The organism is Methylogaea oryzae (assembly GCF_019669985.1).
GTDB classification, from domain to species: Bacteria; Pseudomonadota; Gammaproteobacteria; order Methylococcales; family Methylococcaceae; genus Methylogaea; species Methylogaea oryzae.
Map to the genome: position 1 here is coordinate 3,124,867 of NZ_AP019782.1, position 13,102 is coordinate 3,137,968.

Annotated in this window: 14 protein-coding genes; 6 read left to right on the forward strand and 8 right to left on the reverse strand. The window is 63.7% G+C overall.

All coding sequences use genetic code 11. From position 1 onward, the window contains the following. Nucleotides 1-215: 215 nt before the first annotated feature. From K5607_RS13795 to K5607_RS13805, 3 genes are all read right to left on the reverse strand, one after another. A complete protein-coding gene (locus tag K5607_RS13795) occupies nt 216-1,028 on the reverse strand; it encodes a PDC sensor domain-containing protein (protein ID WP_221047359.1) in 813 nt (270 codons plus the stop codon). 149 nt (nt 1,029-1,177) lie between these two features. Beyond that, entirely contained in the window at nt 1,178-1,690 is a 513-nt protein-coding gene (ssb, locus tag K5607_RS13800; protein WP_054775044.1) for a single-stranded DNA-binding protein, read from the reverse strand. Nucleotides 1,691-1,808: 118 nt separating this feature from the next. Further along, nucleotides 1,809-3,173 carry an MFS transporter gene (locus tag K5607_RS13805; RefSeq protein ID WP_221047360.1) on the reverse strand — a complete coding sequence of 455 codons (1,365 nt, stop codon included), beginning with the start codon at nt 3,171-3,173 and terminating at the stop codon, nt 1,809-1,811. 288 nt (nt 3,174-3,461) lie between these two features. Between K5607_RS13805 and K5607_RS13810 the strand changes: the two genes are divergently transcribed. Beyond that, nucleotides 3,462-4,022, forward strand: a complete 561-nt coding sequence (locus K5607_RS13810; protein ID WP_054774581.1) for a hypothetical protein — start codon at nt 3,462-3,464, stop codon at nt 4,020-4,022. Nucleotides 4,023-4,093: 71 nt separating this feature from the next. Next, nucleotides 4,094-4,429 carry a hypothetical protein gene (locus K5607_RS13815; protein WP_054774580.1) on the forward strand — a complete coding sequence of 112 codons (336 nt, stop codon included), beginning with the start codon at nt 4,094-4,096 and terminating at the stop codon, nt 4,427-4,429. Between the two features lie 17 nt (nt 4,430-4,446). Here K5607_RS13815 and K5607_RS13820 read toward each other — a convergent pair whose 3' ends face one another. Continuing rightward, nucleotides 4,447-5,136, reverse strand: a complete 690-nt coding sequence (locus K5607_RS13820; RefSeq protein ID WP_221047361.1) for a class I SAM-dependent methyltransferase — start codon at nt 5,134-5,136, stop codon at nt 4,447-4,449. Between the two features lie 148 nt (nt 5,137-5,284). Here K5607_RS13820 and uvrA point away from each other — a divergent pair, with 148 nt between their 5' ends. From uvrA to K5607_RS13840, 4 genes are all read left to right on the forward strand, one after another. Beyond that, nucleotides 5,285-8,125 (forward strand): excinuclease ABC subunit UvrA, encoded by a 2,841-nt coding sequence (gene uvrA / locus K5607_RS13825; RefSeq protein WP_221047362.1) that lies wholly within the window; start codon nt 5,285-5,287, stop codon nt 8,123-8,125. 253 nt (nt 8,126-8,378) lie between these two features. Continuing rightward, on the forward strand, nt 8,379-8,843 hold the full coding sequence (locus tag K5607_RS13830) for an AraC family transcriptional regulator (RefSeq protein ID WP_054772993.1): 465 nt from the start codon (nt 8,379-8,381) through the stop codon (nt 8,841-8,843). Between the two features lie 164 nt (nt 8,844-9,007). Further along, a complete protein-coding gene (locus K5607_RS13835) occupies nt 9,008-9,367 on the forward strand; it encodes a hypothetical protein (RefSeq protein WP_054772994.1) in 360 nt (119 codons plus the stop codon). Nucleotides 9,368-9,751: 384 nt separating this feature from the next. Beyond that, a complete protein-coding gene (locus tag K5607_RS13840; protein WP_054772995.1) occupies nt 9,752-10,126 on the forward strand; it encodes a hypothetical protein in 375 nt (124 codons plus the stop codon). Nucleotides 10,127-10,354: 228 nt separating this feature from the next. Here the strand turns inward: K5607_RS13840 and K5607_RS13845 are convergent, their stop codons facing one another. The 4 genes from K5607_RS13845 to smbP form a co-directional block, all read right to left on the reverse strand. Next, nucleotides 10,355-10,618, reverse strand: coding sequence for a Txe/YoeB family addiction module toxin (locus K5607_RS13845; RefSeq protein WP_054772996.1), 264 nt, complete (start codon nt 10,616-10,618; stop codon nt 10,355-10,357). Continuing rightward, nucleotides 10,611-10,865 carry a type II toxin-antitoxin system Phd/YefM family antitoxin gene (locus K5607_RS13850; protein ID WP_221047363.1) on the reverse strand — a complete coding sequence of 85 codons (255 nt, stop codon included), beginning with the start codon at nt 10,863-10,865 and terminating at the stop codon, nt 10,611-10,613. Before K5607_RS13850 ends, K5607_RS13845 begins: the two co-directional genes overlap by 8 nt. A gap of 47 nt (nt 10,866-10,912) precedes the next feature. Then, a complete protein-coding gene (gene dbpA / locus K5607_RS13855; protein WP_054772997.1) occupies nt 10,913-12,295 on the reverse strand; it encodes an ATP-dependent RNA helicase DbpA in 1,383 nt (460 codons plus the stop codon). A gap of 263 nt (nt 12,296-12,558) precedes the next feature. After that, nucleotides 12,559-12,924 carry a small metal-binding protein SmbP gene (gene smbP / locus K5607_RS13860; protein WP_082411384.1) on the reverse strand — a complete coding sequence of 122 codons (366 nt, stop codon included), beginning with the start codon at nt 12,922-12,924 and terminating at the stop codon, nt 12,559-12,561. Between the last annotated feature and the right edge of the window lie 178 nt (nt 12,925-13,102).

The following is a 13,102-nucleotide window of genomic DNA, read 5'->3' on the forward strand; positions in this document are numbered from 1 at the left end:
AAAGCCCTCGGCTTCCCCGTCGAGCAGAGGGCGACGAACCCGCCCAACGCGCGGCCCGATACGACGCCGGCCAAGCGCAAGCCATTCCCGGCGGGGCAGTCGCGAAGGAAGCACGCGCACCGCTGCGGTGAAACACCGCTTTCTTCCCGAAACGGCAGCCGAATATCGGGATGCCGTCGGGCGCGTCCTTACCAATCACGGTCTTCGCCCATCGCCTAGCGGCTATCTTCCCCAAGCCGCCCAAAGGCGAACCACCAGCCGATTTTGGCCGATTTGCGGAACAGCACCGTGCGGGCTTGGCCGTGGAAGCTGTAGGTTTCCACGCCTTCCTCGCGGGACAACATGTCGTCGAACGCCGGCCCCAGTTCCGCGCCGAGCTTTTTCGGCTCGGTGAAGATGAGCTGGCTGTCGTGGTGCAAAGCGCCCTTGGGCGTGCCGTCCACGGCGTAGAACACGGCGCCGCCGTCCAGGCCCATTTCCTGTTTCAACTGTTCGCTGAGGCGGTCCAAATAAACCGAAGCGCCGAACGCGCCCGCCACGCCGCCATCCCGCCGCCGCACCGGCACGGCGACGACGGCGACGTTTTTGCCGGTGGACTTGCTCACCACCAAATCGCCCATGACCGCCTGCCCGGCCATGAGCTTGGGCCAATAGGGCCGATCCGCCAAATTGCCTTCCGCGCGGCCGGCGTCCAACGTCGCATAGGAGCCGTCCGGCCAGGCGAACCAATAAGCCGCCGCCACATTGCGCCCCGCCACGGCCGCCAAGCGCTCGCGGGTTTGCGGCCAGCGGCCGGTTCCGCCGGCCGCCAAGCCCTGCAAATCGTCGGACAGCTTTTGCAAATGGCTTTCGGTCAGCGCCATCAGCGCGGCCAGCGCCACTTTGCCGTCCACGGTAACGGCCGCCACCGGAGCCGGCTGGGACGCCGGCTGCGGCTGTTGGGCGCAACCGCCGGCCAGCACGGCCAGCAACGCCAGAATCGAGACGCCCGGCCAAGGCCGGGCGGAATGGGGCGAGAAAGCGAACATGGTTTTCTCCTGCGGGGAATGGCTGGGACGCGCCGAAGAACCGGCACCGGCCTTGAGCGCGGGGCAAACTAACCATAGTCCAATTCCGCCGCCGGAAAGCGGCCGCAAAAAAGGCCGCGCTGGGCGGCCTTTTGCGAATTTCCCGCAGCTTAGAATGGGATATCGTCGTCGAAATCGTCCAAGCCGCCGCTGAAGCCGGGCTCCGGAGCTTGCGCTTGCGGACGGCCCTGGGGCGCACGGTTGCCGGAAGATCGCGGCTGCGGCGGACTGTACGGCGCGCCGTAATCGTCCGATTCGCGACCGCCGCCGCCACCGCCGCCGCCCTTGCCGTCCAGCATCTGCATCTGGTCGCCGACGATTTCGGTGGTGTAACGATCCTGGCCGTCCTTATCCTGCCACTTGCGAGTGCGCAACTGGCCTTCCACGTAGATCTTGCTGCCCTTGCGCAGGTATTCGCCGCAAATCTCGGCGGTGCGCTGATAAAACGTCACCCGGTGCCACTCGGTGCGCTCCTGCTGTTGGCCGGTCTGCTTGTCCTTCCAGGCATCCGTGGTAGCAACCCGCAGGGTGGCCACGGCGCCGCCGTTGGGCATGTAACGGACTTCCGGATCGGCCCCCAGGTTGCCGATGAGGATGACCTTGTTCAGTGTGCCTTTTGCCATGCTGCTCCCCGCGTTGTGATTTAAAACGGCAACTTGTCTGTACCTGCGTAGAAGCGGCGCTTAGCCGCGACGTGTGGATGCACGAACGTCGCGGCCAAGAGCCGCTCCCAGCTAAAGCCTATATCTTACTCAATTCCACCACCGCCGCCTGCAAGGCGTCTTCGTCCAGCTTGTCGCCGTCCACCTTCAGATAGGCCACGCCGTCCTCGGCCACCACCACGGCTTCCGCCACGCCGGCGATGGCGCCCAGCTTGGCGGAGCCGGCTGCCGCCCGCTCCGGGCTGATGTCGCCCAGATGCACCAGCCGGCTGCGCAGATGGCGCGGCGGCCGCATGAAAGCCGCCACCAGCAGCCATGACAGGGCCACCGCCGCGCAGGCCAGGTAGACGTATTCGATGCCGAAGCGGCCGTATATCCAGCCGCCGCCCGTGCCGCCGAAAAACGCGCCGAGGAACTGGGAGGTGGAATACACGCCCATGGCCGTGCCTTTCAAATGGGCGGGCGCAATTTTCGACACCAGGGACGGCAGCGTCGCTTCCAGCAGGTTGAAGCCGGTGAAAAACAGGTAAAGACAGCCCACCACCGCCACCGTTTCCGGCGGCAGCAGCGCCAAGCCCGCCGCCGCGATGGCCAGCAAGGCAATGGCGGCCAGGAACACCGGCTTCATGCGGCGGTGCTTCTCCGCCACGATCACCAAGGGCACCATGGTGAAGATGGAGCCGACGAACACCGGCAAATACACTTGCCAGTGGCTGGCGCTCTCCATGTGCAGCGCGTCGCGCAACACCACGGGCGTCACCACGAACAGCGCCATCAGGATCAAATGCAGGGCCAGGATGCCGAAATCCAGCCGCAACAGCTCCCGGTCGGCGAACACCACGCCGAACTGGGCCGGATTGGCCTGAGCGTCGCGGTGGAAACGGCTCACCACCGGCGTCGGCACGAACACGTGCAATACGACCAGGCTCAGCAAAGCCAAACCGCCGATGAGCCAGAACAAGCCGCCCATGCCCACCCAGCCGGACAGCACCGGCCCCGCCACCATGGATAGCGCGAAGGAAATGCCGATGCTCACGCCGATCAAGGCCATGGCCTTGGTGCGGTGCTCTTCCCGCGTCAAATCCGCCGCCAGGGCCATCACCACCGCCGCGATGGCGCCGGCGCCCTGGATGGCGCGGCCGGCGATGATGCCGTAGATGGAATCGCTGACCGCCGCCACCGCGGAACCGGCGGCGAACAGAATCAGGCCGATGGTGATGACGCTTTTGCGCCCCACCCGGTCGGACCACAAACCGAACGGTATTTGGCAAACGGCCTGGGTCAGGCCGTACATGCTGATGGCCAGGCCGATGAGGAACGGCGTGGCGTCCGGCAACTGCCGGGCATAGAGGGAAAACACCGGCAGGATCAGGAACAAGCCCATCATGCGCAGCATGTAGATGCCGGCCAAACTAAGACTGGCGCGCCACTCCGTGGAGGTCATGGCGTCGCCCGTACGGTGCGCGGGTTTCAAGCGGCTACTCATTCGACGTAATTACGAGTGGATGCAACGACGGGGCGGGAGAGGGCGAAGCCAAGCGAACGGCCAGCCCGCGACAGCTTCGCATGGCGCTTATGGTAGCAGGTTACGCCTGCCACCGGAACGGTTGGGAACGCGGCAAGGCGGCGGCCGAACGCCGCCGGCGAGCTGTAAGCCCAGGACTACAGACAGGCGCTGGGCGCAATGCTAGCTTAACGCCGGCAAACCGCCACGGACTGAAAGGAATAGTTTATGTCGTCCCCCCGAATTCTCGCCTACCTTGCGCTGCTCGCCGTTTCCGGCTGCGCCGAAATCGCCGGCAAACCCAGCGTCGCCGAACTGGGCCTGGACGGTGCGGCCTGTCTCGGCAAAGTCCCCGAGACGATCGCCGGCTTGGCCGAAACCCACAACAACGGATTATTGGCGAAAGCGCAGCAACAATCCGGCAAGGGCGGCGTGTGCGCGGCGAAGTCGTTCGCCGTTACCGCGCCGGTCGCCGTATTTCGGGTCTACGACAGCGGCAGACCGGGGTCGGCCTACGGCGGCTGGTGGGCCTTGGCCCGCCCCAGCGGCGGCAAGGACGACTATCGGGCGAAAAACGCCATCTGCCCGGACTGGAGCGCGCTGGATCGCTTGATAAGCTGCCGGATCAAAACCGGCGCGGAAATCGTTCTGGGAACCACGCAGAGCGTCAGCTGCCCCGACGGGAAAAACTACGGCAAAACGCCCGAGATACAGGTTTATGTGCCGAACGACCAAAGGAACGGGGTTTTGTATGTGGAAGACTGCCGCGAAGAAGGCGCGTGGCCCTGAGTCGGCCCATTGCCAGCCGGGCGCGCATCGCTAAATTGGCATCAAAGGTCTACCGAATCGACGGAAATCCCATGAAAACAACCGAAATCATCCTGCTCGCCGGCATTGTCGGCCTATCGAGCGGCGTTCTCGCCGAGCCAGCCTTCCTGCCCAACGACCCCAAGCGCCCCGTCGACAAAGTGGCCCGCGAGCTCAATATCGCACCGGAGCAATTCGTGGCGTGTTTCAACAACGTCAAACCGGCGCCGCAGGGAACACGGCCCACGGCCGAGCGGGTGCATTCCAACAAGGCGGTTTTGCTGAGCTGCTTGCAGCAGGCCAATCCGGACATCACCAACGACCGGCTGGATGCGGTGATGGACAGACACCGTCCCGGCGGACGCGAAGCGCAGGAACCGATTGAATAGCCGCGCCGGCCGGCGCCTCAACCGCTCACGCCCTTCGACGCGACGATCTTGACGTTGCCGAAGGCGGACAGGAACGCCCGCTCGACCAGCCAGCCGGCATCCGCCACCAAGCGCGCCAACTCCGGTTGCCGGTACAAGCACACGGGCGGCTGAATGGCATGCTTCTCCGCCATGGCCGGCGCCAAGGGGAAAAAACGCGATTCCGGCGGAAAAGCCCGGCCGGCGTAGCCGTCGCCCAGTTCGGAATCCATGCCGGAGGACGAAAGGAACAAGCGTCCCCCGTCCTTGGCCTGCCGCAACAACCATCGCAGCGCGCGCCGGGCGGCGTCGTGGCGGAGGTAGTGGATCATGCGCTGGCAGACAATCACGTCGAACGGCCCCAGTTCGGGCTGGTCCTCGACGGAGACGCGGCGGAACGCCCAGCCAGTCTCGACGCCCGCCCGGCGCATGGAGGCGGCCACCTGCTCGCGGTAATCGCCGCTGTCCATGGCGATCACCCGCGCGCCGGCCCGCGCCAGGCGCGCCGCCTGCCCGCCGTGGCCGCAACCCACGTCCAGGGCCGCCGCCTCGCGCCCCCGCTCCACCAATGCCCGCACCTGCTCCACCGCCATCAAGTCCAGGTCGTCGGCTCGCTGCGACGCCACGTCGATGCCGTGGCCGCCGGCGGCAAGCCGCCGGTCGCCATAGAGATTGATGCTTTCAGCCATATTTTCCTCGTTAGAACCGTCGCCGCGAGCGTCCGCATAGCGCCGTCCGCAGCCGGCGGCAGTCCGATCCGGCGGCGAAACCGCCTTTGCATCGCCGCCCGCCGGGCGCTTATATTACGCGGTTACTCACCACTGCCGTCGGCCCCCCATGGACACTATCAGCATACGCGGCGCCCGCACCCACAACCTGAAGAACATCGACCTGGACCTGCCCCGGGACAAGCTCATCGTCATCACCGGCCTGTCCGGCTCCGGCAAGTCTTCCCTGGCCTTCGACACCATCTACGCCGAAGGCCAGCGCCGCTATGTGGAATCCCTGTCGGCCTACGCGCGGCAGTTCCTGTCCATGATGGAAAAGCCCGACGTGGACCACATCGAAGGGCTGTCGCCGGCCATTTCCATCGAGCAGAAATCCACCTCCCACAACCCGCGCTCCACCGTCGGCACCATCACCGAGATCTACGACTACCTGCGCCTGCTGTTCGCCCGTACCGGCACGCCGCGCTGCCCGGAGCACGGCGTGTCGCTGGAGGCGCAGACCGTCAGCCAGATGGTGGATCACATGCTCAGCCAGCCGGAGGATTCGCGCTGGATGCTGCTGGCGCCGGTGGTGAGCGAGCGCAAGGGCGAGCACTTGCAGGTATTGGAGGATTTGCGCGGCCAGGGCTTCATCCGCGCCCGCATCGACGGCAAGGTGTATGAACTGGACGAAGCACCGCCCCTGGACCTGAAGAAGAAACACACCATCGAAGCGGTGATCGACCGCTTCAAGATCCGCCCGGACGTGGCGACGCGCCTGGCGGAATCTTTCGAAACGGCGCTGAAGCTGGCGGACGGCATGGCCATGGCGGTGTCCATGGACGACGAACCCATCGAAATCGTCTACTCGGACAAATACGCCTGCCCCCACTGCGGCTATTCCTTGAGCGAGCTGGAGCCGCGCATCTTCTCCTTCAACAACCCCAAAGGCGCCTGCCCCACCTGCGACGGGCTGGGCATCAAGCAGTTTTTCGACCCCGACCTGGTGGTGGCCGGCCACGACCTGAGCCTGTCCGGCGGCGCCGTGCGCGGCTGGGACAAGCGCAACGCCTATTACTACTACCTGATCCTGTCCCTGGCCGAACACTACCGTTTCGACCCGGACGAACCTTTCGGCCTGATCCCCAAGGACATCCGCGACGTCATCCTCTACGGCAGCGGCCGGGAGGCCATCGACTTCAAGGTGCCGACCATGAGCGGCGGCTTCCAAAAGAAGCGCCACACTTTCGAAGGCGTCATCCCCAATATGGAACGGCGCTACCGGGAGACCGACTCCGCCAGCGTGCGCGAGGACCTGGCCCGCTATCTCGCCAGCAAGCCCTGCCAGGAATGCGGCGGCGCCCGCCTCAACCGCGCCGCGCGCCACGTGTTCGTCACCGAACGCACGCTGCCGGAGCTGACCGCCCTGCCCATACGCCGCGCGGTGGACTTCTTCGACACACTGGACCTGCCCGGCCGGCGCGGCGAAGTGGCGGCCAAGATCGTCAAGGAAATCCGCGAGCGCTTGCAGTTTTTGGTGAACGTCGGCCTGGACTACCTCACCCTGGACCGCAGCGCCGACACCCTTTCCGGCGGCGAAGCCCAGCGTATTCGTCTCGCCAGCCAGGTGGGCGCCGGCCTGGTGGGGGTCATGTACGTGCTGGACGAGCCCTCCATCGGCCTGCACCAGCGCGACAACCAGCGTTTGCTGGACACCCTCATCCACCTACGCGACCTGGGCAACACCGTCATCGTGGTGGAACACGACGAAGACGCCATCCGCACCGCCGACCACGTGCTGGACATCGGCCCCGGCGCCGGCGTGCACGGCGGCGCGGTGGTCGCCCAGGGCACGCCCGGCGACATCATGGCCCACGCCGACTCGCTGACCGGCCAATACCTGTCGCGGCGGCTGTCCATCCACGTGCCGGGCCGCGAGCCGCGCTTGCCCGATCCGAAGAAACAACTGCGCATCCGCAACGCCCACGGCAACAACCTGAAAAACGTTGACGCCAGCTTCCCGGTGGGCCTGCTCACCTGCATCACCGGCGTGTCCGGCTCGGGCAAGTCCACCCTCATCAACGACACGCTGTACTGCGCCGCCGCCCGCGAACTGAACAACGCCTCCGCCTCCCCCGCGCCTTGCGACGCCATCGAAGGCCTCAACCACTTCGACAAAGTGGTGGACATCGACCAAAGCCCCATCGGCCGCACGCCGCGCTCGAATCCGGCCACTTATACCGGCCTGTTCACTCTGATCCGCGACCTGTTCGCCGCCGTGCCGGAAGCCAGATCGCGCGGCTACGGCCCCGGCCGCTTCAGCTTCAACGTCAAGGGCGGCCGCTGCGAAGCCTGCAAGGGCGACGGCGTCATCAAGGTGGAAATGCACTTCCTGCCGGACATCTACGTCCACTGCGACGTGTGCAAAGGCCGCCGCTACAACCGCGAAACCCTGGAAGTGCGCTACAAGGGCAAAACCATCCACGAAGTGCTGGACCTCACCGTGGAAGACGCCCTCGCCTTCTACTCCGCCGTCCCGCCCGTGGCGCGCAAGCTGCGCACCCTGATGGACGTGGGCCTGGGCTACATCACCCTGGGGCAGAACGCCGTCACCCTGTCCGGCGGCGAAGCGCAGCGCGTCAAGCTCGCCAAGGAACTGTCCAAACGCGACACCGGCAACACCCTCTACATCCTCGACGAACCCACCACCGGCCTGCACTTCCACGACATCCAGCAACTGCTGCAAGTGCTGCACCAGCTGCGCGACCACGGCAACACGGTGATCGTCATCGAGCACAACCTGGACGTCATCAAGACCGCCGACTGGATCGTGGACCTAGGCCCGGAAGGCGGCGACGGCGGCGGATTGATCATCGCCGAAGGCACGCCGGAGCAAATCGCGGAAAATCCCGCCTCGCATACCGGGCGGTATTTGAAGGAAGTATTGCAGCGAGACAAGGCAGCGCTTTAATCGGATGCCGGGCAGGATGCGCTAAACGAAGGGAAGCGCATGGCTCGCGATGCCGTGCATCCTTACGTCGCCACCGCGCCTGGCTTTGCCAAAGCCCGGTCCCTAGGCTGGATCGTAGCGACAGCAAAAACCCGGCAAGAGAGGTTACCCAATCGCTGGGTTTCGCCGACTCAACCCAGCCTACCAGCCGACACCGATACTCGAAAAAATAGAAACAGAGTTAATTTTCGGAATTGACGTAGAGCCGCCCATTATGGATGTCCAGATCGTCCTATTCCCCGAGACGAAGGTTGCCGCCATTGAGCATCGCGGATCGCCGTCGCTCGAGCACGACACTGTACGAAAGCTGGTCGCCTGGAAACTGGAGAATGGTTTGCGGGATCCGTTGAAGTATCGAAGCTATGGCGTTCACTACACCGACCCGCGCACCACACCGCCGTCCGAACATCGCGTCGATTTTTGCCTTTCCATTGAAGAAGATGTCGGCCAGAATCCCTATGGCATCACCAACAAGGTACTTCGCGGCGGCCGATGCGCCCGCGCGCGCGACGTTGGCGCCCGCTCGAACAACCAGGCCGCGGCCTACTTGTACGAGCAGTGGTTGCCTCGGAGCGGCGAGTCGCTTGGGGATTTCCCAATGTTCTTCCACTATGTCAACGTCGGGCCGAGTGTGCGAGAGGAAGAAATGATCACTGACGTGTATTTGCCGCTGAAGTGAACCGGCATGCGGCCTCAGCGCCATTGCCGGGTTGCGCCGACTCAACCCGGCCGACGCGCGGCGGCCTCCGAGCATCGTTGCCGGCTCGTGCCTCGAAAAATCGCTATTCGATTTTGACGGGGCGATATCCAAGATCGATTTCGTTAAAAAATTGGGGTTGTTTTATGAGAAGCCTGATTATTCTGCTGCTGGTTGCGCCCGCGTTCGTGCAGGCGGAGGAGATAAAACCTTACCAAGCCCAAGAGATTCAGCCATACCAAGCTCAGCGCGTTCCGCAACAGCGTTCGGACCAAGGCGTTCAACCGTTCGTGGCACAAGAGGTCAAACCGTATCAAGCCCAGACGGTTAAACCCGTGACCAAGGAAGAACTCGCCAGAGCGAGAATGCAAATCGAACAAGAAGCTAAGCGCATTGCGCGCACCCGGGGGGCCGCTACCACCCCTGAACAGCTGTATTGGCAGCAACAGATGATGCATCGGCAAATGGAAGCGACAAACCCCGATATCACCTACCATGGACGGTGAAAAGGCGGGCGCTGCCGGCAGCCTGGCACTGGGATGCCGGTCCCCCCGCTACGCGCCCCCCGCTGGCATGGCGGCTTAGCTCAACGGCATTGGGCGCGAGGAGGCGCCGGACTTTGCAAGCGCCATCCGCGCCACCGGTCGTAATGCCTCGTCCGCGAGCCAGCGCCGGCCTTGTCTGGCCCGCTTTTCCGCCAACGGGTAAAATCAACTGAGCAACCGTCCCCGCGCGACAGCGGCCCCTTCCCTCCCGGGCGGCATCGACACCAGGCCGCGCTTCCGCGATATCCCGCAACGCCGCACCCTGCGCGAGCACGGCTTATCGCTCCCGCGTTCGGCAGGGAAGCGACGCAACAGATCTTTGCCAACCACTAAACGAGACCAACGATGAGCTACAAAATCGGCTTGATAAAAATGGCGATCAAATGGACGCCCAAAGCGATGGTATTGCTGGGCGCCAACGTGGTGCTGCGCGGCATCGCCAAGCTGCTGGACTTCAACCTGGACCTAGACGGCCGCAAGGCCTACGCCAAAGTCAGGCTGCACGGCGAAGCGGAAATCATCGAGGTATTGCTGGAGGATTTCGCCATCATCAGCGACGGCCAAACCCACCGCATCAAGCTGGGCAAGGCCCAGGCCAACCGCCCGTGGCTGAACAACCTGCTGCGGCACGTCACCAGGAAAACCTGGAAAATCCCCACCATGCCGGAATTCAAGGCGCAAATCGAATTTGCCGCCGAGTTGCTCAAAGCCGAGCGCTAACAGCAAGGCCTCCGGACGAGCTTAACGTAGGAAAGCGCATCGCTCGCGAATGGTGCGCTTCGCGCCTTTGCGCAGCTTTGGACTACCTCCTGAACCGCCCCGGCTTCCTGGAGGCAGTTGGGTTTAAGTTACGCCGCGATGGCGGCTTGCTTGGCAATCTGCCGGTAGTCGTTTGCCTCAGCTTCGGCGGGCGGGATATAGCCAATGGGTCCCGGTAGCCGATGGTGGTTAGTCGTAGCGATAACGGCAAGCAATAACGACCAAATCGTCGCCATCGACTCGATAAACCAGACGATGGGTTTCATCGATACGGCGCGACCAAAAGCCGGACAGGTTTTCCTTGAGGGGCTCCGGCTTGCCGATGCCGTCGAAGGGTTCGCGCAGGCAGTCTTGGATCAGGCCGTTGATCCGCTTCAGGGTCTTGCGATCCTGTCCTTGCCAGTATTGGTAGTCTTCCCGGGCGGCCAAAGTCCAGGTGATGCGGCTAGGCATCGATCGGATTTTGCTCGGTCAACTTGCCCTGGCGGTATTGCTCAATGGAGCGGGCCAGATGGGCGGCATTGGCGGGAGACTTCAGCAGGTGGACGGTCTCCATCAGGCTGTTGAACGTGTCGAGCGACATCATGACTGCGTCGGGCGCGTCGCGCCGGGCGATCACGGTGTAATCGGCATCGTCGATGACCTGATCGATGACGTTCTTGAGGTTGTTTCGGGCCTCGGAAAAATTTATTACGCGCATGGGAGAGACCTGTGCTGTTTGCCGTACAAGTCTAGCACGAAGGCGGCCTAACGAAACCGCCGCACCTTGAAATTGCGGCCTTTGATTTTGCCCGCCGACAAGCGGCGCAGCGCCTTGTCGGCGATGGAGCGCTCGATCGCCACGTATGCGCTGAAATCGAAAATATCGATCTTGCCCACCTGGCTGCCGGGTATGCCGGCGTCGCCGGTGAGGGCGCCGAGGATATCGCCGGGACGGACTTTATTCTTGCGGCCGCCGTCGATGCACAGCGTCACCATGGGCGGCTGCAACTCGGTGGCGACGGCGGCGCTCAGCGAGCCCAGCGATTGCGATACCGCCGGGCTTTTCTGATAGGCCTCGATGGCGTTCACCTTGGGCGCTTCGGAAGCCGAGTACAGGCTCAAGGCCAAGCCTTGCTTGCCGGCGCGGCCGGTGCGGCCGATGCGATGGACGTGCACTTCCGGGTCCGGCGACAGCTCGAAGTTGATCACCGCCGACAAATCCTTGATGTCCAGCCCGCGGGCGGCCACGTCGGTCGCCACCAGCACCGAGCAGCTTTTGTTGGAAAAGCGCACCAGCACCTGGTCGCGATCTTTCTGCTCCAGGTCGCCGTGCAGGGCCAGGGCGTAAAAGCCCTGGGCGTCCAGTTCGTCCGCCACTTTCTGGCATTGCTGCTTGGTGTTGCAGAACACCACGGTGGATTCGGGCTTGTGGTGCGCCAGCAAGGCGGCCAGGGCCTTAGGCCGGGCGTCCCGCTCGATTTCGTAGAACAGCTGTTCGATCTGGCTGCCGCTGTGCAGGGACTCGACGCTCACCGACACCGGCTGTTGCTGGATGGCGGCGCTCATCTGCTTGATGGTGCCGGGATAGGTGGCGGAGAACAGCAGGGTCTGGCGGCGCTTGGGGGTGGTGGCGATGATGGACAGGATGGCGTCGTGGAAGCCCATGTCCAGCATGCGGTCGGCCTCGTCCAGCACGAGGATTTTCAAGCGGTCCAGTTGCAGCGTGCCTTTGCTCAAATGCTTTTGCACCCGTCCCGGCGTGCCCACCACGATATGGGCGCCGTGCTCCAGGGATTCGAACTGCGGCCCCAGCGGCGCGCCGCCGCACAACGACAGCAGCTTGACGTTGTGGGTGAAGCGCGCCAGGCGGCGGATTTCCTTGCCCACCTGGTCGGCCAGCTCCCGCGTCGGGCACAGCACCAGGGCCTGCACGGAAAAATCCGCCACGTCCAGTTGGGACAGCAGGCCGATGCCGAAAGCGGCAGTCTTGCCGCTGCCGGTCTTCGCCTGGGCGATCATGTCCTTGCCTTGCAGGATGTGGGGCAGGCTCTCCGCCTGGATGGGCGTCATGGTGCGGTAGTCTAGGGATTGCAGATTGGCCAGCATGGCCGGCGGCAGCGGCAGGGTCGAAAAATCGGTAGTCGTCACGGGGGAGTTTTAACCTGGGGAACGGAGTAGGCGGGGAAGCAGCGGGCTGCCGCGACATTGTAACAGCTTGGCGAGCGCTCCCCGCTAACCCGTAGCCGGCCCGATCCTAACCTTTACGGGGCATTGGGGGGCTGCGTTGACACAAAACCAGCCCCCTTCTTTCCCGGCCGACTCGGCACACAGCAAAACGCCCTACCCGCTTTGGCAAAATCGATGCCGCAACAGGTAGGGCGAAGCGATGCCCTTAAGGCCGTATCGTAACCTTAGGAACCGCCGCCGAACTTGGGCGCCGCCGGTTGTTTCATGTTCGCTATCGCCTCTTCCACCGCTAAAGTACCCTCGGCGAGCTTGCCCGCCTTGGCTTCGTTCACTGCGGCTCTCAGTTTGCCGACGATACGCTGCATGGCGGGAGAAGAGCGCTTATCGTTCTGCTCCTTCGCTTGCTTGAAGGCCTCCTCCGCGGCTTGCGCAAACGCCTCGGCATTGCCTTGCTTGCCGCTGGCAAGCGCTTTTTCCGACTGTGTTTTGACCTCGGTAAAGTCGATGCTCATCGGCGCACCCGCCGCGTACGCGCCGCTAACGGCAAGAGAAGACAGCAACAACGGCGCAAAAGCGTATTTCAGTTTCATCAGAATGACCTCATTAAGGGGGAACGGACTCGTCTGGCGACGAAACAAACGGATGATGCAAAGCGGGCCGTTGAAACGATTTCCTCAACGGAACAGCTGGGACTCATCGCGTTGCTTAGTGGATAGCGATCTCCGTGCCAATCATTCGAACACTAAATAACTGCGGATAAATCATTGG